Source organism: Mesorhizobium sp. YR577 (assembly GCF_900116595.1).
In the GTDB taxonomy this organism is placed as follows: domain Bacteria; phylum Pseudomonadota; class Alphaproteobacteria; order Rhizobiales; family Rhizobiaceae; genus Mesorhizobium_M.
Map to the genome: position 1 here is coordinate 61,462 of NZ_FPBI01000017.1, position 19,773 is coordinate 81,234.

Consider the following 19,773-nt stretch of genomic DNA (forward strand, 5'->3'; position numbering starts at 1 on the left):
TCGTAAACAAAGCTCGAAACAGCGCCTCCGACCGCTCCAGGCCCTCATCCGTCAGGACCAGCGACTTCGACTTGTTCACCGGGTCGGCGATCATGCCCTTCTTGTGAAGGCGATCGGTCGTTGCCCAGTCGAAACCCTTCCATGCGCAACGCTCGTTATGAAGCGTCAACCACAATAGCGCCAGGACGGCATCGTCGATCTTGTCTTCATCGATATCCATTCCTGACGTTACGACGCGCGGCAACCGAAATCCCGCGGCCGTCATCGGATGCGTACGTTGCTGCTCCATTACTCGATTTGGCAGTCAGAGGCACAGGCCGTAGTGACGTTGATTGGAATTGATCCAAAAACTACCAAGCCCGGATCATTATCCGGTCGATAGTGGAACTAACTTGAAGCTGTCTCTTGGTAGCTGTGTGCCTGTCATCTCAAGAATTGTTTCCCGCTAACGCAAGGCAATCCACGCCCCGTTCCGCTTTGATGAAGCAACACAGGCTTCCACAAAGACGACGCCCTTCACGCCATCATCGACGGTCGGATAAATGACGGCCTTATCAACGGGGCCGCCCTTCTTCCTGGCATGGATGGCTCTCGCAGCTTCCGTGTAGATCGTCGCAAAAGCCTCCAGATAACCCTCAGGGTGCCCTGACGGGATACGGCTAACACGGTTTGCCGCCGCACCTGCGCCAGCGCCATTGCGAGTGATGAGCCGCTTCTGTTCGCCGAACGGAGTGAAACACACGTGGTTCGGGTTCTCTTGGATCCATTCGATGCCGCCCTTGGTGCCGTAGACGCGCAGCCGAAGACCATTTTCATTGCCCGGTGCGACCTGGCTGCACCAGAGCATGCCCTTGGCCCCACCCTCGAAACGCAGCAACACATGGGCGTTGTCGTCGAGCCGGCGGCCTTCGACAAAGCTGTCGAGATCGGCGGCAAGGCTGTCCAGCGTCAACCCGGTCACGAACGTGGCTAGGTGATAGGCATGCGTACCGATATCTCCGGTCGAGCCGCCCGCGCCCGACTGGGCGGGATCGGTACGCCAGATGGCACCCTTTGCACCGGTCTGCTCGACGGCTTCCGTCAACCAATCCTGCGAATATTCCACCTGAACGACGCGCAGCGTGCCGAGATCGCCGTTGGCGATCATCTCGCGCGCCTGCCGCACCATCGGATAACCGGTGTAGTTATGGGTGATGATGAACAGGGAGCCGCTTTTAGCCGCCACCCTTTTCAGCTTTTTGGCATCCGCAAGATTGGAGGTGAGCGGCTTGTCGCAAATGACGTGGATGCCCCGACGCAGGAATTCCTTCGCCGCCTCGTAGTGCACATGGTTGGGCGTAACGATCGACACCGCCTCGATGCCGTCCTTCAGGCGCGCCTCGCGGATCGCCATGTCCTTGTAGGAGCCATAGGTGCGCGATGGATCGAGCCCTAGTTCACGGCCGGAGGTGAGCGCCTTTTCCGGGGTCGACGAGAGCGCGCCTGCGACGAGATCGAACTGATCGTCCAGCCGTGCCGCTATGCGATGAACCGCGCCGATGAAGGCGCCAGAACCGCCACCGACCATGCCGAGCCGGATGCGCGGCTCACGCCCCCTTTCTTGCTTGCCTTCGATCGCCACGCTGAATTCTCCTTAAAGTCCCAGCATTCGCCGGTTGGCCGCCTCGTCTGTACCGCCGCTGGCAAAATCGTCGAACGTCTTTTCGGTGACCCGGATGATATGCGCCTTGACAAAATCCGCGCCCTCGCGGGCACCGTCCTCGGAATTCTTCAGCGCGCATTCCCATTCAACCACGGCCCAGCCATCGAAATCGTTTGCCGCCATCTTCGAGAAGACCGAACCGAAATCGACTTGGCCATCGCCCGGCGAACGGAAGCGGCCGGCACGGTTCACCCAGCCCTGGTAACCGCCATAAACGCCCTGATGGCCGGTCGGGTTGAACTCCGCGTCCTTGACGTGGAACATCTTGATCCGGTCCTTGTAGATGTCGATGTGGTCGAGATAGTCGAGGCACTGCAACACATAGTGCGACGGGTCGTAGAGCATGTTGGCGCGCTTATGGTTCTTCACGCGCTCCAGGAACATCTCGAAGGTGATGCCGTCATGCAAGTCTTCGCCTGGATGGATTTCATAGCAAACGTCGACGCCGCAATCCTCCGCATGGTTGAGGATAGGCATCCAGCGGCGGGCGAGCTCATCGAACGCAGTTTCGACGAGACCGGCCGGCCGCTGCGGCCACGGATAAAGATAGGGCCAGGCCAGCGCGCCGGAAAAGGTCGCGTGCGCCTTGATGCCGAGGTTCTTCGAGACCGTCAATGCCATTTTCACCTGCTCGACCGCCCACTCCTGCCGCGTCTTCGGATTGCCGCGTACTTCGGGAGCAGCAAAACCGTCGAAGGCTTCGTCATAGGCTGGGTGCACGGCGACGAGCTGGCCTTGCAGATGAGTTGAAAGCTCGGTCACCTCAACGCCGTTCTGATGCGCAACGCCGGCAAACTCATCGCAATAGTCTTTTGAGGTGGCCGCCTTCTTCAAATCGATGAGCTGGCCGGCCCAGGTTGGCACCTGCACGCCAATATAGCCCTTTTCGGCCGCCCATTTGGTGATTGCGTCCCAGGTGTTGAATGGCGCGGCATCGCCCGCAAACTGACCGAGAAAAATGGCGGGGCCCTTGATCGTCTTCATGAATTTCGTCCTTTTTTGTTTCTCAGGATGTCACAGCCATTTTTTTACGGTAGCGTCTAATGGCAGCGAGCCAATTTTCGCAATGAGCTAAAACCACGATGACCGGCAAAGAGCTGAACGGAAAGCACGCGACAAGCCGTTTCCATCGAAACCTAAGCGTGTCTCTGGATCATTTCCTTTATACAATCCACCGCAAGTTTGTGGTCATCAAGATGTGGTAGACCACTCACGCCAACAGAGCCGACAAATGCACCCTTGAGAATTAGAGGAACACCGCCACCACTCGCGGCATAGTCGCCCACAGGCAGTCGAAAGCGGGCATTGAAATCATAGCCTTGATGCTCTGCCTCCACACGAACGGCCAGCGAACTACGATGAAAGCGATGGACGACAGCGCATTTGCGGCGGACCCAGTCGAAATTGTCGATTGTTGCGCCTCGCGCCAAGGTGGCAAATACGATGTCGTTTCCGTGCCGGATCTCGATGGCAACGGGCAGGCCCTCCGACTGAGCGCGCTGGCGGATGCGACTGCCAAGTTCCCAGGCTAGGTCATAATCAAAGCTGGAAAGTTCAAGGGTTTTTTGCTCTTCTAGCAAGCCAGCGAGGTCAAGGGCCGTTTCCGTCACATTAAACTCCGGTGGTTAAATGAGATTTGATTTAGGCTCGTTTTGGCCCGACAGGGCGATACGGTTGGCCTAGTCGCCCGCTTGATTTCAAGTTCGAACTTCACAAATAATCGATGCGCGAAATTTAGCCCTGCGCATGGATAAACTCCTTGAGAACATCTTCGCCCTTTCCCGGCGGAAGCGGAGCGGGCCGCGAGCATTGGCTGACAATGTCGATATGACGTCGACTCCGGTGGGACTGTTCTAATGATTCCAAAACCTCCAGGACGTGGTAGGCCAGCTCGACACTCGCTCGGTGCGGGCGGTTTTCGCGGATCGCGATCGCCATGTCGATGAGACCTACAGCCCGGTAGTCGGCCACTTCCTGGCCAAAGATGGTCGTCCGATTTGATTGCCCAAAGGCAAAGTGTGAAATCGGGACCGGGCCCCACTCGGCGCTACGCAGAGCGATTTCGGGGTTGCCCCCGAAATAGTTCGGGTCGGGGTTCTGCAGGCTGCCTTCCGTGCCGTAGATTTCCAGGCGCGGCCGTTTGCTGCTCCAGATGTCCCATGACATGGTGAGAGACACATTGGCGCCCGACGCGAACAACAGATTGCCGTTAAGCGTCGTCGGAACACCGACATCGAAGACCGTGCCGTTGAGCTTCTCACTCGTAATGGTCCGCTGGTCGAAAGCACGGCTGGTGATGGCCGAGACCGTGGCGACAGGCCCAAGCAGATTGACGAGCTGAGTGATGTAGTAGGGACCTACATCGGCATGAGGCCCGCCGCCGGGCTGGTAGAAGAAGCGCGGATCCGGATGCCAATGCTCCATGCCGCGCGAAGCAATCACCACGCTGCCGCCCACGACGCGACCGATGCGGCCTTCATCGACAATCTGCCGGCATGCCTGGTGTGAGGCGCCGAAAAACGTATCCGGCGCGCATCCTATGCGCAGGCCCCGCGTCAGCGCCATCTTGAGAACGGCGTCGGCTTCGCTTAGCGAGGCGGAGAGCGGCTTTTCCGAATAGGCGTGCTTTCCTGCCCGAAGAATGTCAAGGTCAACCGGCGCATGGGCGGTTGGTATGGTCAGGTTGATCACGATCTCGATTTCGGGATCAGAGAGCAGTTCGGCTATAGTCATGGCCTGGCATCCGAATTCGGCTGCACGTTCAGCCGCGGCCTCCGAACGTATGTCGGCGATGGCCTTCACCTTCACAAAACGAGAGCGGGCAGCGCCTTTCAAGTAGGCGCCGCTGATCACGCCCGCTCCAATGATGCCTATGACGACCGGTTCCATTGCAGTGCCTCCATGCCTTTAACAATTTGGTTCAAAATTCTCATCAATGTGCTTCTGAATGAGCGGATAGCGTGGGGCTTGGCGTAACGGCGGGGTCAAGTCGCCAGCATTGCCATATCGGCAACAATCCGGTCGGTCAGGACATCGAATTGCGTGTCAACGGCCCCTTTCGCGCCAAGCCTCTGTTTGAGGAAGCGGATCGGCTCCGCCAGCACGACGTCTAGATCTGTCTCACAATAGAAATCGCCGGCAACCCGCTTGATCTTCGTATTGTCGAACAGGGTCGTCAGCGTCTTGTCGCCGAACAGTGGTCCCTTCCAATCCGAGTTGTAACGGACCAACACGTCGCTCGGCACATGCACGATCTCGGTCTCGACCCCGAGCGCGCGTCCGATGGTCGAGTATATGGCGTCCCATGTGAAGCCGACATCGGAGGTAATGTGAAAATCCTCGCCGATCGCCGCCGGATTGCCGAACAACCCGACGAAGGGCTTTGCAAAATCCTCCGAACGGGTCAGCGTCCATAGCGACGTTCCATCGCCTGCTACGATTACCGGCTTGCCTGCCAGCATACGCAAAGCCACGCTGTCGCCTTCGTTCATCATCGTCGGCAGACCGATCCGTACCGTGTGGCTCGGACGGACGTTGGTCCATGGCAGATCGGCAGCACCTTTCATCATCTTCTCGCTGGCAATCTTCGCCTGGCTATAGGGCCAATAAGGATTGCCAACCGTCATGTCTTCGGTAACCAGGTACTGGAAGGGCGTCTTGCGGTAGACCGAGGCCGACGAGATGAACACGTATTGACGCGTTCTTCCTGAGAAAGTTTGGATGTCGCGTTCCAGCAGGTCCGTCGTGCGCGCGAGGAACTGCGCTACCACGTCCCAATCCTGCTGCCCAAGCCTCGCATAGGCTTCAGCATCATTTGTGTCGCCAAGTATACGTTCGGCACCTTCGGGTAGCGGCTCTCCCCTTTGGCCCCGGTTGAACACAAAGACCCGATGTCCAGCTTCCACGGCACACCTAACGCAGGGCAGCGAGATCTGGCCGGTGCCGCCGACGAACAAGACTTTTAGTGCCATGTCATTCCTCAATCGGTTTGAAGAGTCCAGTTAGAACCCGGAACTAGTCCAGAAAACCCTGGCAGCATTCGATGTCGTCGCGCAGTTGGTTAAGTCCGTAGGGTAGCGGGGCGGCGAATTCCAGCTGCCGTAGCACCAAGCGCCACATCAACCGCGCGCTGCGCTCGAACCGGGGCGGACACTCCTCGATCGCTCCCTGCGTCGCAACCCTGATGCGCGCGGGACGCGCCGACGCGCCTCCCGGGATCACGGCCTCCAGACGCATGGTCAGGCTGACCACCCGAGCGTCGAGACGGGCTGGGCCTCTCCCTAGCTCCGCCGACAGGACGTTGCCGCCATTCTGCATGGTGTAACCGCTCGGGGTACGCGCCAAGCTGCTCGGGCCATGGAATTCCGCACCCATCGCGCGAAGCACCGCAACCTGCTCCAGAAGCACCTCCCTGATTTCGCCGTCCTCGATGCACGCATAGCTTTCACAGAAGACCGGCGTTGCGACGGATTGCTTACCAGCGTTCCAGAGCTTTGGCAGGAAGGAGAAGACAGGACAGACAGGTAGTTCGAGGGCGCTCAGGCTGTCCAGTTCGTCAAGGGTGGTCTTCCATGGATCGGCCAGCACAACCAGACGTACGCCCGAGCTTTCGAGAGCCGCCAGATCCACGCGGCCGCCGACTGCAAGCGCTATCTCACCCTGGTCTCGATCCGACCATGCGAGGCTCAGGGGAAGCATCGCGACCGCGCCATCATGCATTCTTCGACACTTGCCGCCGGCCATATCCACGACGCTGAACGGGGACTTCATGATCGGCAATCCATGAGGCCATGCGAGGCTTCCACCAGGTCTAGCGCGAAGGAAAAATCATCGAACACCGTCTCATTGGATATGGGTTGCGGAGCGCCGCCATCAACTACTTCATGGATTGTGCGCCAGAGGACTTGGTAGCCATTTTCCTCGAAATGAAAGACGCGCTCTGAATTCCTGCCGATCAGGCGGGCGCGGGAGGATCCGCCGAGCACGTAGGAAGGGGTGAATGCCACCTCAAGCGTATGTTCATGTCCGATAACCGTTAGAGACCAACGCGACGACCATTGCCCAGGCGTAAGCGCCGTCATGACCGTGCGGGTGTTCTCATGGGAAACGTTCAACGCATAACCATAGGGAAGCACGCTATGAACATTGTACATCGTGCCCGCCTGCGGATAGAAGTCGCGGATGAGCGGAATGTCGTGAATGGCCAAGCCAAGAAGTGCCGATTTCAGCATGTGCCGCCTATATTCCGGTGTATCGGCCTGTGGCTCCCGCTTGGCCGCGGGTGTCATGAAGAGCTCGGTGGACTGTTCGATGAAGACCGAATTGGCGGGCAGGCAGATCGAGGATTGGACGAGGCTCGCCTTCTCTCCGCGTTCACTCCACTCGCTCCGAACCGCGTGGTAGGCGGGATCGTAGGCATGCATCGTTCCGACGAACAGGGCGACGCCGTGCCGGCGTACGGCATCTTTGATGGCATCTTTCTCCTCGCGGTTCCAGGCCAGAGGCTTCTCGCAGAGGATCGCCTTCTTGCCTGCGGCACATGCGGCCAAGATCTGTTCGGCGTGGAGCCCGTTGGGGCTGCAAATTACGATGATCGCAACGTCTGGATCCTCGAGAACGGGTGCTATGTTGGTCGAAGGGATGGCATTCGCGCGGCCGGCGACGTTTTCGGCCACGTCCGGATCCACATCCATGATCCATCGCACCACGAACCGGTCGGCAAGGGTGGCCAGCGTCGGCAAGTGGATAGCCTGCGTAACCTGGCCTGCTCCCAGAATACCAATCCCGACGCGACCCGTCATGAGCGCAGCCGTGTTTCCAGCTTACTGCGCATCCACTGGCCCGCAACCCGCGCGCTTTCGGCAACGGTCGGCTGATCGGCGATATCTACCTCCACGACGAACCAGCCGCCGAAGCCGGACAACGCCGCCATCGCGCCGTCGAGATCGATGGAGCCCCGCCCCGGCTCGGTCCAGATCCCCGCGGCACCTGCTTCCTGGTAACTTTTGCCCTTCGCCTTGATCGCCTCTGCGACCTGGCGGCGATAATCCTTGACATGCACGGCGCCGATACGGTCGGCGTGGCGGGTGAGGAAAGGCTCGAGGTCGAAGTCAGCCCAGCTCATATGCCCTGTGTCCGGGCCGATCAGCAGCACGTCACGGCCAACGCACCGCAGAACGAATTCGGTCTCCGCCTCGGTCTCGATACGCGTTCCAACGTGAGGATGGAGGCAGGGTATCACCCCCTCGGCCGCCATGACTGCAGCCACCTTGCCGATTCCCTCCGCTATGGCAGACAAAACCTTTTCGTCGCGGTTGACGCCCTGGGCGGGCGTCTCGTTTCTTTCGGGCAAAATGCCCCGGACTTCGGCGAGAAATATTCGGTCGAGGCCGAGCTTGGCGTGGTCCGCGACCAGCTTGCGGGCGGTCTCCATCGTCTTGGGAAGTGCATCTCGATCGCTGAAATCCGCAGCGAAATATCCTGGCGCGGGCACCAACCCGTATTCGGCAAGCAGATCGAGATAGGCAGCGGGCGTGCTGCCCGCAGGAATGTCTGCATGGATTCCATCGTAGCCGGATTGTTTTACGACTTCCAGTATTTCGCGAAGCGGTGGTGCTAGCTCTGGTTTGTAACCTTCACGGGTCAGCATAAAGGGAAGCGGGTTGTAAGCCATGTGGCTGGACATAGAAGGTCTCTCGTTTGGTTGCGAGGATCGGACATTAGCCCGATCAGACTAAGAAGGTCGGATGATCACTCTACGCGATTTCCCGTCTCGGCATCGAACAGATGCGCCCGGTTCGCGAACGGCTTGAGATGGAGGGTGTCGCCCGGCGAGACCTGTAGGCGCTCGTGGAACATCCCGATCAACTCGTCGTTCGAAATGCGCAAGTTGACCTGGGTTTCGGAGCCGGTGGGCTCGGTCACGGCAACCTCCCCAGAGAACGATCCGCGCGTACCAGCCTTAACAATCTCCAGATGCTCCGGGCGCAGGCCAAGCAGAACCTTGCGTCCGTGTGTGGCCCGCAGGTGCGGGACATCGATCCTGGTGCCGGCATCGGAAACGAACACGCCCAATTCGGCCATCGAACCCTTGATCAGATTCATGCCGGGCGAGCCGATGAAGCTAGCCACGAACAGGTTCGCGGGTTTGTCGTAGAGCTCTAGCGGCGGCCCGATCTGCTCGACATTGCCGCTGTTCATCACCACGATCCTGTCAGCCATAGTCATAGCCTCAACCTGGTCGTGGGTGACGTAGACGATCGTCGTTCCGAGCCTCTGGTGCAGTTCCTTGATCTCGCTTCGCATCTGGACGCGAAGTTTCGCGTCGAGATTGCTTAGGGGCTCGTCGAAGAGGAATACTGCAGGATCTCGAACGATGGCTCGGCCCATCGCAACCCGCTGACGTTGGCCGCCTGACAACTGTTTCGGCGTCCGGTCCAAAAGCTCAGTGAGCGCCAGAATTTCGGCTGCCTTGTTTACCGCCGCATCGATTTCGGAACGCGGTTTGCGCTTCAACTTCAGCGAAAAGCCCATGTTTTCTGCCACGGTCATATGCGGGTAAAGCGCATAAGACTGGAACACCATGGCGATGTCCCGATCCTTTGGAGCGAGATCGTTGACTACCTTCTGGTCAATTTTCATTGTGCCACCGGTGATCGATTCCAGCCCGGCGATCATCCGCAAAAGCGTTGATTTTCCACATCCCGACGGCCCGACTAGGATGACGAATTCCCCGTCTTTAACGTCGATGTTGACGCCGTGGAGCACTGGCAACGAGCCGTAGCTTTTCTTGACGGACTGAATGGAAAGAGATGCCATGTGACTAACCTTTCACGCCGCCGGCGACGGCGCCGTGCGCGATGAATTTCTGGACGAACATGAAAAGGACGAGGGTCGGCAACATCATGAGTGTCGCCGCTGCCATAAGGCTTCCCCAGTCGGTGGAGAACTGGTCCATGAACATTCTGATGCCAACCGGCAGGGTCATTGAATTCGTGGTCCTGAGGAAAACGTTGGCAACGAAGAATTCGTTGTAGGAGAACAGGAAGGCGAAGATCGATGTCGCGGCAATGCCCGGACCCGAAAGGGGCAGAACGATCCGTAGGAATGCTTCGATCGGGCCGCATCCGTCGATGAGCGCTGCTTCCTCCAGTTCACGCGGAATGGTGTCGAAATAGCTGCGCGCCATCCAGGTGATAAAGGGTAGGTTGACCATGGCGTAGACGATGATGACGGAGAGCGGATTGTTGATCAAACCAATCGGCTGAAAAATCAGGAACAACGGAATGAGCGCCAAAATGATGGGAAACATCTGGACTGCAAAAAGTGCGGTGGAATATCCCTGCAACAGCCCATTGCGATAGCGTGACAAAGCATAGCCGCCTAGCACCGCGGCCGATACACTCACCACGGTTGCCCCCAATGAGACGATCATCGAGTTCCGGAAATACTGGAAGAACGGGGTCTGCGTCAGTCCGCGATAGTTCTCAAGCGAAAACACCGCAGGGATTACGCTGCGCGACAACAACATCTGCTCAGTTGTCTGGAACGAGTTGAGCACCATCAGGATGATCGGCAGGTTCAGTAAAATGGCGATGACGAACATCAGGGCCGAAAGAGACCAGCGCTTCAGGGGAGTACTCTCGTTCACGGCTTCAGTTCCTGCGCTGGAGACGGAGCAGGAAGAACACAAGCACCATCAAGATGAACAAGGTGACGAAAGACGTGGCGGCGCCCATGCCTACGTCGTTTCGCGCGAATGTGTAGCGATAGGCCAAAACGATGAGGTTTTCGGTTGCGTTCGCCGGTCCGCCTTGGGTGAGCAGCCACGGGGTGTCGAAATCGTTAACCGTCCAGATGGTCATCAGCAGGCAGAGCACGATCGATATGTTCTTGATCTGCGGCACCGTTACGGCGCGGAAAGACTGCCATTTAGTCGCGCCGTCGATGGCTGCAGCCTCATAGAGACTGCGATCGATACTCTGCAATGCGGCGAGCAGCGACAGCATCATAAAGGGAAAGCTGCGCCAGATCTTGATGACGATAACTAGCGTGATCGCCCAGGCACTGTCGGACAGGAAATAGACAGGGCTTGCCCCGAAGAACGTGATGATCTGGTTGAACAGGGCCTTGTCGTCCGCCACCATCCACCGCCAGGCGACGATCGACACCAGCGAAGGCACGATCCACGGCAGGAGCAGCAGGACACGAAACATGGCTCTTCCCGGCATGTCCTTTTGCATGAGGAGGGCAAGACCGAGGCCCAGCAGATAGCACCCGACGATATTGAAGAATGCGAAGATCAGGCTGAATTGCAGCGAGTGATAGAATGCGGGGGACGTCAAAAGCTTGACGTAATTAGTGAACCCGACGAAGTGCCCCGTTTTCATCAGCGACCCGTTGGTGAAGCTGAAATAGAAGCCCTGCACCATCGGATAGGCGATGACCAGCGTCAGGAGTAGGATGGACGGGGTCAACAAGATGGCGGGAGTGACGAATTCTGGCGTGGCCATCTGCCTGGCGCGGGCGCGCCAGGTTCCGGCTTCAACTTGATCAAGTGCCACAGGGTTACTTTCCCAAGACTTCTTCGAGGTGCGATTGCGCAGAATCAAGCGGCGCTTCCAGCGGCTGACCCTGCCAGATCGATTGAACGAGACTCCACAGGAAGCCGTCGCCGTCAATCGTGTTAAGCAGAGGGAATGTGCCGCCCTTTATCTGCGAAAGGGTCTTCGCTCCAGTCATATAGTTGTCCAGAACGAACTTGATGTCTGGATCGTTGGTGAAGTAGGGATTACTGGCGATCGACTGCCGGGCCGGCAGATTGTTGACATGCCCCTCGGTCCACAGGCTCATTGCGTTGTCGGACCACCACTTCATGAAGGCCATGGTCTCCTTTGGGTACTGAGTCTGCTTGTAGGCCATGATGTTGTTGACGAAGTAGAGGCCCTGGATATCGCCGTGGGGGCCTTTCAGAGGAGGTAGAATGCCGATCTTGGACTTGGCCTCGCCAGCCTGGCTTGCCGCAGTTGCTCCAGCGAGTACGAAGGTCGCTTCACCGCGAAAGAACGCACCGAGCGCGTCGTTATTCGTGTAACCAGCGCTGGCAGGATTGACTGACCCGTCCTTCACCATATCCGCCAGGATCTGGAGCCCTTCCTTGCTGCGTTCGCTGGTGAGACCTGCTGTACCGTCCTTGTTGAAGAGACCGCCGCCGTTGGCGATAGCAATATGGGTTATCCAATGTGCGCCGGAAGCATCGCCAGCCGCTACAAGTCCGAATTTTCCGTTGCCAGTCGTCGCTTTTGCCGCTTGTCGAAGCTCGTCAAAAGTGGTGGGCGGTTTGATGCCAGCCGCCTCCAAGATATCTTTGCGGTATAAAACAACCTTGACATTAAGCGCCCAGGGTAGCCCGACATAGTGATCGTCGTATTTCATCGCGTCGAGTGTCGAGGCTTCGAATTCAGAATTACCGATTTCCTTGACGACATCGTCGACCGGCAGGATAGAGCCCTGATCGTAGAACTGGACGGCCTGAAAGCCCCCGCCCGTCGATATATCCGGTGCGCTGCCCGAGGCGATCGCCGTGACATATGTTTCGTACCAGTTGGACCACGGAACGGACCGATAGACGACCTGAACGTCGGGATGTTCTTTGTTGTAGCGTTCGACCAAGGCCTGCCCCGCAGCGGGATAGGCCTTGTCACCCCAATTCATGTCCCAGAAATTCAGAGTAACCTGCTGTGCCGCTACCGGCACGACGGTCATTGATATGACCCCGGCCGCAACGGCGAACGTCAACGCGCGCCATCTCGTTACGCGGGCGTAGAATGCTATCAAATCCATGCTCTATTCCTCCCAAGAAAACACGCTGTAGATGCAACGAATCGCGAAACGACCGGTGCTGATTTGAAAAACTCTCACTGCGGTGAGAACGCTACGCCTCCTACGTAACGTGATCGGAGACATAGCGATTTGCGCTCCCCGACCTCCCCTCTCTACATTGAACTAGACGATGTGGTTACGTCATCACATTTCGGCGCTCTTTACAAGATATTTCCATAATCTACAAAGGCTTTCACTATTTGCAATCCCTGCATCGTGCACTAGATGCAATTGCAGGTAGAGTTGCAATTGCTACCTAACCTTCCTGGGTGACGATGGCGCCAATGAAACTTCCATCTATCGCCGAAGATACATGAAGCACATTGAATTCAGGCCGCCCCTTCACGAGAATGAAAGGGGCAAACGGAACACTCCGGTCTCCGACGCTACGCATGTTTTTAACTCAAGCACATCAAAGACCGACTCCACAGAGATTAATCGCCTGCTTTGTAGCCGCGCATACCGCGAATGGCTTTGTACTGCATGGAATCCTTGCTCATCTGCATCAATTCAATGCGGTTACCGTCGGGGTCACGAATCCAACATTGCCTGTTCCCATCGAGTCCAACACCGATGAATGGTTGTTCGACTTCAATTAGAGCACGGCCCCCTCCTGGGGTGTCAGCCCATTTGCTGGACTTTCCGCCCCGAGCAACGAACTCTTTCATAGTGACCTCGAGGTCCTCAACTGTGAGGCAGAAGTGATTGAGCCCGTTTGATTCGTTTTGCGGCGCAGTATCACCCTCGGCATTCGGGAACAACTCGATATATTGCGTGTCGGTAACCCGCAAGTAGATGAGAAAAAGGCTACCGTCGGGGTGATGCAGACGCATCAGTTCTGGCATATTCAGTATATTGGTATAGAAGGCCAACGATCGGTCGATGTTCTTCACCCTAACCGCGATGTGAGCCAGAGACTCGAAATTCAGCATGTAGTTTCCCTTGAGTTCACGAAGAGGTGCGGTCGCCCCTTTAACCGAGTGCAATGTCCAACAGTCGAGCCTAATCACATGCAATCCACCCCCCGGAAGGGCATGAGGGAGCACTCACGTCGGAGTCGAGGAGAGCTTCTCCACTGGTAAATCACCGAGCGCCCATCAAACGTCAACCTTCGCCACCTGCATCGCGATGGCAGAGTCTATCTCACTAGACTCGCAAGACGGACCACCAGTCGGTTTAAATACCCAGATTCACGACATTTCGAGATTTGGTCATTTCGGCGAGAAGGGCGCTTTTTGCACAGTACCCGCTTCGACTGCATTTAATTTCCTCCTCTCAAAAACAGCTCTGAGAACCAGCCCTACCGTAACGACCTTCGGAATAAATGTCAATATATTGTTATATATTTTTGGTGTTCAAATTCGTGATAAAATGGGTGGATATTCGAAAACCCATACATGACGTTGGTTTCAGAACCTTGCCTTGTATGGCCGGCCAGCTGGAATTGCGCGCTCCTTCAGAAATTTAGGCAAATATCTTGCAATATTTTAATTGTCTGGAGCCCGCGCGGAGGTGCAAAGCTGGCCGGCGAGCTGGATGCGAAGCGTGCGATGTTTGAAGGTGCCCGGGTCGGCAATCAGATTTGAACGGGCGGACGGAGGCCTCAGGTCACCGCATGCCGTTCTTCGTACCGCATCCCAGCAAGCAGAAAGGTGGATCAGTCAGGAGACATATGTGACACTTAATCTCGATGCAGGTTTTCTACAGAAGAGCTGGCGAATTTTCGGGCGCTGACGCCATCGAATTTCCTGTCGCACGACGGATGTCTTTCCGCATCTCAAGCCGGACGGTCTTTGGACCGATCGAACGTACCGGCACAGGCAAAGTGCAGAAATTCAAGCTGCGTAGCCTTATTCAGAAAACGTACAGGGCGCATAGCGCTCGGAAATGGAGAAAGTGCATGCGAGGACTCAAAGGGCGCGTAGCCATTGTCACCGGCGCCGCCGGCGGCATCGGTCGAGCGATATGCGAGCGATTTGTCGATGAGGGAATCAAGCTCGTCGCTGCCGATATCGACGAGGAAGGACTGAACGAGCTCGCCGATCAATTGCGTGGACGCGGGGGCAACGTTGTGCCTTTGGCTTTCGATATTACCCGGTTCGAGAACGTCATGGTTGCGGTGTCGCGCGCAGCGGAGCATTTCGGAAAGATCGAAGTCCTCGTCAACAATGCTGGGTGGGATATTGCCAAGCCTTTTCTCGATACTGGACCGGAACTCTGGGACAAGATCATCGCGATCAACCTGCACGGGCCGCTCAACCTGCACAAGGCGGCACTGCCGCACCTAATCTCTGCCGGCGGTGGCAGGATCGTCAACATAGCGTCGGATGCAGGCCGGGTTGGTTCCTCGGGCGAGTCCGTCTGCTCGGCATGCAAAGGCGGCCTGATTGCCTTCTCAAAGACGGTTGCTCGTGAATGCGCGCGCGATAATGTGAGGGTCAATGTGGTCTGCCCCGATCCGACCGACACGGCGCTTCTCCGTTCCTTCGTCGGTGAAGGCGAGTATGGCCAGAAAATCTACGACAAACTTCAAAAGGCAATCCCTCTAAAGCGTTTGGGTCAACCGGAGGATCTTCCAGGTATGATCGCCTTTTTCGCCAGCAGCGACGCAGATTTTATCACTGGCCAGGTGATCAGCGTTTCCGGCGGCTTAACGATGCACGGATAAGGAACAGTACATGGACTACCGAGATATAACCTATGAAGTACGCGAGGCGGCCGCCTGGATCACCATTAATCGGCCGGAGAAGTACAATGCTTTTCGTGGGCAAACCTGTGAAGAGCTCATCCACGCGTTTAACAAAGCCGGATGGGACAGGGCTATTGTCGCAATTGAAGGCGTTCTGCACTGGCGGCGACCAATCAGCGCATGACGGTGCCTATGACGGGCGCGGTACTATCGGCCTTCCGGTCGAAGAACTTCAGAGCCTCATTCGGGATGTGCCCAAGCCCGTAATCGCGCGCGTCAACGGCTTCGCCATCGGCGGTGGGAACGTGCTCGTGACATGTTGCGATCTCGCCATAGCCTCGTCGAATGCCGTGTTCGGGCAGGTAGGACCAAAGGTCGGGTCAGTCGATCCCGGCTTCGGGACCGCGCTTCTTGCTCGCGGGGTCGGCGAGAAGAAGGCGCGCGAAATCTGGATGCTGTGCCGCCGCTACTCCGCCGAGCAGGCCCTGCAGATGGGACTTATCAACGCTATCGTCTCACCGGAACGGCTTGACGAAGAGGTCGATCGCTGGTGTGCGGAAATTGCCGCGCTTAGTCCGACGGCCATCGCGATCGCGAAGAAATCGTTCAATCTCGACTCTGAATCTATCCGCGGGATTTCTGGTATTGGTATGCAGGCACTGAGCCTGTTCTATCAGACCGACGAATCAAAGGAAGGTGTGAATGCCTTCCTTGAGAAGCGTCCTCCTAAGTTCCGTTGACGAGACAGATGTCGCCATCTGCCCGAAGCGAAGCGAAGAAGAGCGATCGGTTGCAGACTGGGCGGCATTGCCTGACAAGGTCACAAAGATAACACTATCCAGCGATGGCCTTTACCAGTCTGGGATGCGCAGGCTCTTCACCCTGCGCAAGCCTCGCGCCGAAAACTAGATGAGGAAGAGCGATTCTTCCTTGCGTGCGAAGCTGGCCAGATATCATCGTGACCCGGTCGGTGCGTTCGAGGGATAGTGGCAACCCTGTCTGCTGCCGCAGTAACGTGACCAAACGATCGTCGCCGCGTTTGACAAACTCCGCCCTCCGCTGCCTGCGATTCAAGGCTCCGCCGATCCGTTCGGAACAATCGAGCATGCTCGAAGATCTCCATCGATCCTGGAGTTCCTCGCGAGCGATCATAATTCACACGTAAGCGCGGAAATAGTCACTCTAGAACGTGGTGGTCGAATTTCTGTGTTTCGTGGATAATGCTGCTGGAGACGGCTGGAATGAATCAATTTAAGTATTTGCGGAAATTTCTTCCGCAAGTTGTAGATGACGGATTATAATGGATGGTGAGGCTAAAGATGAAGACAACGCTGGAGATCGAAAGGGCGGCAGCCCTTCGACGGCTGAAAATTGACGCGGTATCGGATAAAAAAATGGACGATAAGCATAGCACACCTCCGCCGACCCGTCGTCAGCAATCGTCAAAGGATATTCACGACTCCGTTGACGAGATCGCTACCGAGCAATCGGTGAAGCGCAACGCTGGGAACGATCAGCTCAACAACCGGATGTTCTTCCGGCTTTTCCAGCTCGGTAACGAGCTGCAGCGGCAAGCCGTCCAGCAACTGGGCATCACGACTGTGCAATGGGCGGTTCTGGGAGCACTTTCTCAAGAGAAGTTCGCCTCAGGTATCCCATTCGGCCAGCTCGGAGACTATCTAGTCGTCACACGGCAGAACCTCGATGGCGTCATTAAGCGCCTTGAGCGGGACGGTCTTGTACAGCGTGTCACCGGAAATGGCGATAAACGAGCGCGCCTCGTCCAGCTTACGCCTCGCGGCCGCACATATTGGAAGGAGACGCTCAAGCGAATCTATCAGTTTTACGATCAAGCGTCCGCCCACTTCTCTTTCGATGATCGCATAGCTTTCGTTCACTACCTCAATGCCCTTCAAAAGGATCTGACAACGATCGAGCTGCCGAAAGCCAGCCTGCCAAAGAGGTATATGTCCTCAGCTTTGACAAACTGACTGCTCCACCCTTCGAGAAGTCGTTGCGATCGCGGTCGTCGCAATTGTGACTGCGACGACGGAAACATGTTAGCCGGTGAGAAACGGTCTTTTCGGCAAGGACAAATGCGTTGCATCTAAGTTTATTTGGCCCATTCAAACACTTAAAGCGTTCGCGAGAATGTGTCTGACCAGAATGTTGAGGCGGCCTTATGCGTTACGGCCGTCAGTATCTCCTTGCCGATCGCAGGGTCGATGCGGGAAGCGCCAAAAGTCATGCATCGCGGTTTGGCCAACATCTGGTTGATACGTTCGCAGCGGTAATAAGGGTGGCCTGGAGGGCGTCCCGAATAGACAACGCCCAACCGTCTTCCACACCGGCCGCAGGTGAGCAGGCCTGCGAGCAACGCTCGACCTCCACGGCCGGACTTGATTCCGCCTTGGATCCTGCAATTAGAGTTGAATCGTGAGTGTGGTTCCACCGGCGTCACTGTCGATTGTGACTCGACCTCGATGGTTCGCGACGATTTGCTTCACCAAGCTCAGCCCGAGTCCAGCGCCCTTGCTTCGGGGCGTTACTCGGTAGAAGGGCTCGAAGACAAGTTCCTGCTGATCCGCAGGTATCCCTTTGCCCTGGTCCGCGACGACGACCTGACCCTCTGCCGTGATCGAAACCGAGATCATCCCCGAGTTGCCGCCGTGATCGATCGCGTTGCGCACCAGATTGCTAATCGCGCGCGGCAAGGCAGATGGACTTCCCTTTCTTTCGAACTTGTCGACTTCACTCTCAAAGGAGATCTCATAACCAGCCGCAATTGCCAGAGGTGCGAGATCGGCAACCACCGTGCGGGCGATATCGACGAGATCGACCGTTTCGTGGAGGTCATTCACTTGATCGTTACGCTCGAAATCGAGCAGTTGTTCTGCTGTCGCGCCCAGACGTGCGACGTCGTCCATCAAACGTCGCCGCTCTTGGCCGTCCGATATTCCTTCGATCCGGGTCTGCATAATGGCGATCGGTGTTCTGAGTTCATGTGCGGCATCGATCAGAAAGCGCTGCCTTGCCTGGAACTGCTCTTCAAGACGCTCAAGAATGCTATTAAAGGCAACGATCAGCGGCACAACCTCCTTCGGCACGTCCTCGACGGGAAGACGCGACCCGGCCCGGCGAGGATCGATGTCAGGCGCCTTTCGAACCACGGAGTTCAGGCCAGCGAGCGCGTGGCGAACGATACGTGGCACGGTAAGGAAAACTGCCGGCAGCGTCATCACCAGAAGCGGAAAGTAGATAGGATAGGTCTTCGTCAGCATGGTCAGAAACGTCGCACTTCTGCTTGTGTTTCCGCCATACATTACTCTGACCTCCCCCAGTGGGGTTCCAATGCTGTCGATCGAGGCGACTTCATCGATATCTGTAGCTCCGCGTATGTCGGCATCTTTCATCAGCCGGACGTAGCGCGACATTTCGGCGTAAGGTGCGGGCACCACGCCATATGAGGTCATCATACCGTCACGGGTGGCAACCACGAACCAGAGCCTGTCATTTTCTGACTTGAAAGCGCGTAGGGCCGGGCTCTCCACTATAGAAAGCCGCCCCTGCTTATCACGTTTCAATGCCTCGTTGAGCGCTACGGTCAACTTGTCCTGCAACCCGACAGTCGGCGACAGGATCATCGCACCGTAGACACAAAGACCCACAATCACCGCTGCCACGACAGCGACGAAAACAAGGCTGAGCTGCCAGCTCAGTTTCCACCAGAGGGATGGGTTCGAGTTCGTCACCGAGGCCATCATTCCTCCTTCAGGAGATATCCGACGCCGCGGATGTTGTGAATGGTGACCCCGGCCGAAACGTCCTGAAGGCGCTTGCGCAGCCGCGAAATATGCGCATCGAGCGCATTCGACTGGATTTCTTCCTCGTAGTTGTAGACGGCCGCTTCAAGCGTCGATCGAAGCACGGTCTTGTCTTTTCGCTTGGCCAGCGCAACGAGGACCAGAAGCTCGCGCCGGGGGAGTTCGAGCGGAGCGGAATCGATGGTCACATTCAGATGCAAAGGATCAATCACCATTTGCCCGACCGTGATCTGCGGTTCCGCAAGATTGGCCGGCCGTCTGAGGACCGCGCGTACCCGCGCCAACAGCTCTTCGACCAGGAACGGTTTTCCGAGATAGTCGTCAGCGCCTATATCCAGACCTTCGACACGTTCAATCGGCTCGTTTCTCGCCGTGAGCACAATGATCGGCGTTTCGACGCCTGCTCGCCTCAGTTTCGGAATGAATGTCAGCCCCTCTCCGTCGGGAAGGCGCCGGTCGAGTAGGATCGCATCGTAGGTGTTCTGGCGCGTCAACTCACAGGCATCCGCAAGCTGCATCGTGTGGTCGGTAACGATGCCGCGTTTACTCAGCGCCGCCGACAACGCATCCGCCAGTTCCTTTTCATCCTCGATCAGCAGAAGCCTCATACCATGTTCCTTTCGATTTCTCTTTCTACTGCGATAGTTGCGGCAGCATTGCGGACAGGAAGGCGAGAT

18 protein-coding genes and 2 pseudogenes are annotated in these 19,773 nt (G+C 57.0%); 3 read left to right on the top strand and 17 right to left on the bottom strand.

The genetic code is table 11. The annotated features are described in order from the left end of the window. Window position 1: 1 nt before the first annotated feature. From BM413_RS23010 to BM413_RS23075, 14 genes and pseudogenes are all read right to left on the bottom strand, one after another. A pseudogene (locus BM413_RS23010) lies at window positions 2–220 on the bottom strand (DUF6429 family protein); the annotation flags it as partial. Window positions 221–445: 225 nt separating this feature from the next. Continuing rightward, on the bottom strand, window positions 446–1,621 hold the full coding sequence (locus BM413_RS23015) for a Gfo/Idh/MocA family protein (RefSeq protein ID WP_091917192.1): 1,176 nt from the start codon (window positions 1,619–1,621) through the stop codon (window positions 446–448). Window positions 1,622–1,633: 12 nt separating this feature from the next. Further along, a complete protein-coding gene (locus tag BM413_RS23020) occupies window positions 1,634–2,686 on the bottom strand; it encodes a sugar phosphate isomerase/epimerase family protein (protein WP_091917193.1) in 1,053 nt (350 codons plus the stop codon). A 152-nt stretch (window positions 2,687–2,838) separates the two neighbouring features. Next, window positions 2,839–3,312, bottom strand: a complete 474-nt coding sequence (locus BM413_RS23025) for a heme-degrading domain-containing protein (protein ID WP_091917194.1) — start codon at window positions 3,310–3,312, stop codon at window positions 2,839–2,841. A gap of 124 nt (window positions 3,313–3,436) precedes the next feature. Then, window positions 3,437–4,591, bottom strand: coding sequence for a Gfo/Idh/MocA family protein (locus BM413_RS23030; RefSeq protein WP_091917195.1), 1,155 nt, complete (start codon window positions 4,589–4,591; stop codon window positions 3,437–3,439). Window positions 4,592–4,686: 95 nt separating this feature from the next. Continuing rightward, on the bottom strand, window positions 4,687–5,658 hold the full coding sequence (locus tag BM413_RS23035; RefSeq protein WP_244537981.1) for an NAD-dependent epimerase/dehydratase family protein: 972 nt from the start codon (window positions 5,656–5,658) through the stop codon (window positions 4,687–4,689). Between the two features lie 58 nt (window positions 5,659–5,716). Then, window positions 5,717–6,472 carry a hypothetical protein gene (locus BM413_RS23040; RefSeq protein WP_091917197.1) on the bottom strand — a complete coding sequence of 252 codons (756 nt, stop codon included), beginning with the start codon at window positions 6,470–6,472 and terminating at the stop codon, window positions 5,717–5,719. Then, window positions 6,469–7,503 (bottom strand): Gfo/Idh/MocA family protein, encoded by a 1,035-nt coding sequence (locus BM413_RS23045; protein WP_091917198.1) that lies wholly within the window; start codon window positions 7,501–7,503, stop codon window positions 6,469–6,471. Before BM413_RS23045 ends, BM413_RS23040 begins: the two co-directional genes overlap by 4 nt. Beyond that, complete coding sequence (locus BM413_RS23050) at window positions 7,500–8,387, bottom strand: sugar phosphate isomerase/epimerase family protein (protein ID WP_091917199.1); 888 nt, start codon at window positions 8,385–8,387, stop codon at window positions 7,500–7,502. Before BM413_RS23050 ends, BM413_RS23045 begins: the two co-directional genes overlap by 4 nt. Window positions 8,388–8,452: 65 nt before the next feature. After that, window positions 8,453–9,520, bottom strand: coding sequence for an ABC transporter ATP-binding protein (gene ugpC, locus BM413_RS23055; RefSeq protein ID WP_091917200.1), 1,068 nt, complete (start codon window positions 9,518–9,520; stop codon window positions 8,453–8,455). 4 nt (window positions 9,521–9,524) lie between these two features. Further along, complete coding sequence (locus BM413_RS23060; RefSeq protein ID WP_244537982.1) at window positions 9,525–10,352, bottom strand: carbohydrate ABC transporter permease; 828 nt, start codon at window positions 10,350–10,352, stop codon at window positions 9,525–9,527. Window positions 10,353–10,356: 4 nt separating this feature from the next. Continuing rightward, window positions 10,357–11,313: a carbohydrate ABC transporter permease gene (locus BM413_RS23065; RefSeq protein WP_244537983.1), complete on the bottom strand. Its 957-nt coding sequence runs from the start codon at window positions 11,311–11,313 to the stop codon at window positions 10,357–10,359. After that, complete coding sequence (locus BM413_RS23070) at window positions 11,270–12,544, bottom strand: ABC transporter substrate-binding protein (protein ID WP_091917202.1); 1,275 nt, start codon at window positions 12,542–12,544, stop codon at window positions 11,270–11,272. Before BM413_RS23070 ends, BM413_RS23065 begins: the two co-directional genes overlap by 44 nt. Before the next feature lie 473 nt (window positions 12,545–13,017). After that, a complete protein-coding gene (locus tag BM413_RS23075) occupies window positions 13,018–13,515 on the bottom strand; it encodes a VOC family protein (RefSeq protein WP_091917203.1) in 498 nt (165 codons plus the stop codon). A gap of 968 nt (window positions 13,516–14,483) precedes the next feature. On the opposite strand from BM413_RS23075, the gene BM413_RS23080 reads away from it, so the two are divergent. The 3 genes and pseudogenes from BM413_RS23080 to BM413_RS23095 all read left to right on the top strand — a co-directional run bounded on the left by BM413_RS23080 (window position 14,484) and on the right by BM413_RS23095 (window position 17,263). Then, a complete protein-coding gene (locus tag BM413_RS23080) occupies window positions 14,484–15,251 on the top strand; it encodes a glucose 1-dehydrogenase (RefSeq protein WP_091917204.1) in 768 nt (255 codons plus the stop codon). Window positions 15,252–15,261: 10 nt separating this feature from the next. Continuing rightward, a pseudogene (locus tag BM413_RS23085) lies at window positions 15,262–16,012 on the top strand (enoyl-CoA hydratase-related protein). A gap of 579 nt (window positions 16,013–16,591) precedes the next feature. Next, window positions 16,592–17,263 carry a MarR family winged helix-turn-helix transcriptional regulator gene (locus BM413_RS23095; RefSeq protein ID WP_244537984.1) on the top strand — a complete coding sequence of 224 codons (672 nt, stop codon included), beginning with the start codon at window positions 16,592–16,594 and terminating at the stop codon, window positions 17,261–17,263. 143 nt (window positions 17,264–17,406) lie between these two features. On the opposite strand, the gene BM413_RS33430 is transcribed toward BM413_RS23095, so the two are convergent. From BM413_RS33430 to BM413_RS23110, 3 genes are read right to left on the bottom strand one after another with little or no spacing between them, the layout of a single operon-like run. Then, entirely contained in the window at window positions 17,407–17,733 is a 327-nt protein-coding gene (locus BM413_RS33430) for a recombinase zinc ribbon domain-containing protein (protein ID WP_348272926.1), read from the bottom strand. Next, a complete protein-coding gene (locus BM413_RS23105; RefSeq protein WP_091917206.1) occupies window positions 17,696–19,033 on the bottom strand; it encodes a sensor histidine kinase in 1,338 nt (445 codons plus the stop codon). Before BM413_RS23105 ends, BM413_RS33430 begins: the two co-directional genes overlap by 38 nt. Next, window positions 19,033–19,704, bottom strand: coding sequence for a response regulator transcription factor (locus BM413_RS23110; RefSeq protein ID WP_091917207.1), 672 nt, complete (start codon window positions 19,702–19,704; stop codon window positions 19,033–19,035). Before BM413_RS23110 ends, BM413_RS23105 begins: the two co-directional genes overlap by 1 nt. Between the last annotated feature and the right edge of the window lie 69 nt (window positions 19,705–19,773).

Excerpts from the sequence above, each read along its gene's own strand:
- BM413_RS23095 (WP_244537984.1), top strand. The coding sequence starts at position 16,592 with ATGAAGACAACGCTGGAGATCGAAAGGGCGGCAGCCCTTCGACGGCTG.
- BM413_RS23110 (WP_091917207.1), bottom strand. The coding sequence starts at position 19,704 with ATGAGGCTTCTGCTGATCGAGGATGAAAAGGAACTGGCGGATGCGTTG.
- BM413_RS23105 (WP_091917206.1), bottom strand. The coding sequence starts at position 19,033 with ATGGCCTCGGTGACGAACTCGAACCCATCCCTCTGGTGGAAACTGAGC.
- ugpC (WP_091917200.1), bottom strand. The coding sequence starts at position 9,520 with ATGGCATCTCTTTCCATTCAGTCCGTCAAGAAAAGCTACGGCTCGTTG.
- BM413_RS23045 (WP_091917198.1), bottom strand. The coding sequence starts at position 7,503 with ATGACGGGTCGCGTCGGGATTGGTATTCTGGGAGCAGGCCAGGTTACG.
- BM413_RS23050 (WP_091917199.1), bottom strand. The coding sequence starts at position 8,387 with ATGTCCAGCCACATGGCTTACAACCCGCTTCCCTTTATGCTGACCCGT.
- BM413_RS23020 (WP_091917193.1), bottom strand. The coding sequence starts at position 2,686 with ATGAAGACGATCAAGGGCCCCGCCATTTTTCTCGGTCAGTTTGCGGGC.
- BM413_RS23030 (WP_091917195.1), bottom strand. The coding sequence starts at position 4,591 with ATGGAACCGGTCGTCATAGGCATCATTGGAGCGGGCGTGATCAGCGGC.
- BM413_RS23040 (WP_091917197.1), bottom strand. The coding sequence starts at position 6,472 with ATGAAGTCCCCGTTCAGCGTCGTGGATATGGCCGGCGGCAAGTGTCGA.
- BM413_RS23075 (WP_091917203.1), bottom strand. The coding sequence starts at position 13,515 with ATGCTGAATTTCGAGTCTCTGGCTCACATCGCGGTTAGGGTGAAGAAC.
- BM413_RS23080 (WP_091917204.1), top strand. The coding sequence starts at position 14,484 with ATGCGAGGACTCAAAGGGCGCGTAGCCATTGTCACCGGCGCCGCCGGC.
- BM413_RS23070 (WP_091917202.1), bottom strand. The coding sequence starts at position 12,544 with ATGGATTTGATAGCATTCTACGCCCGCGTAACGAGATGGCGCGCGTTG.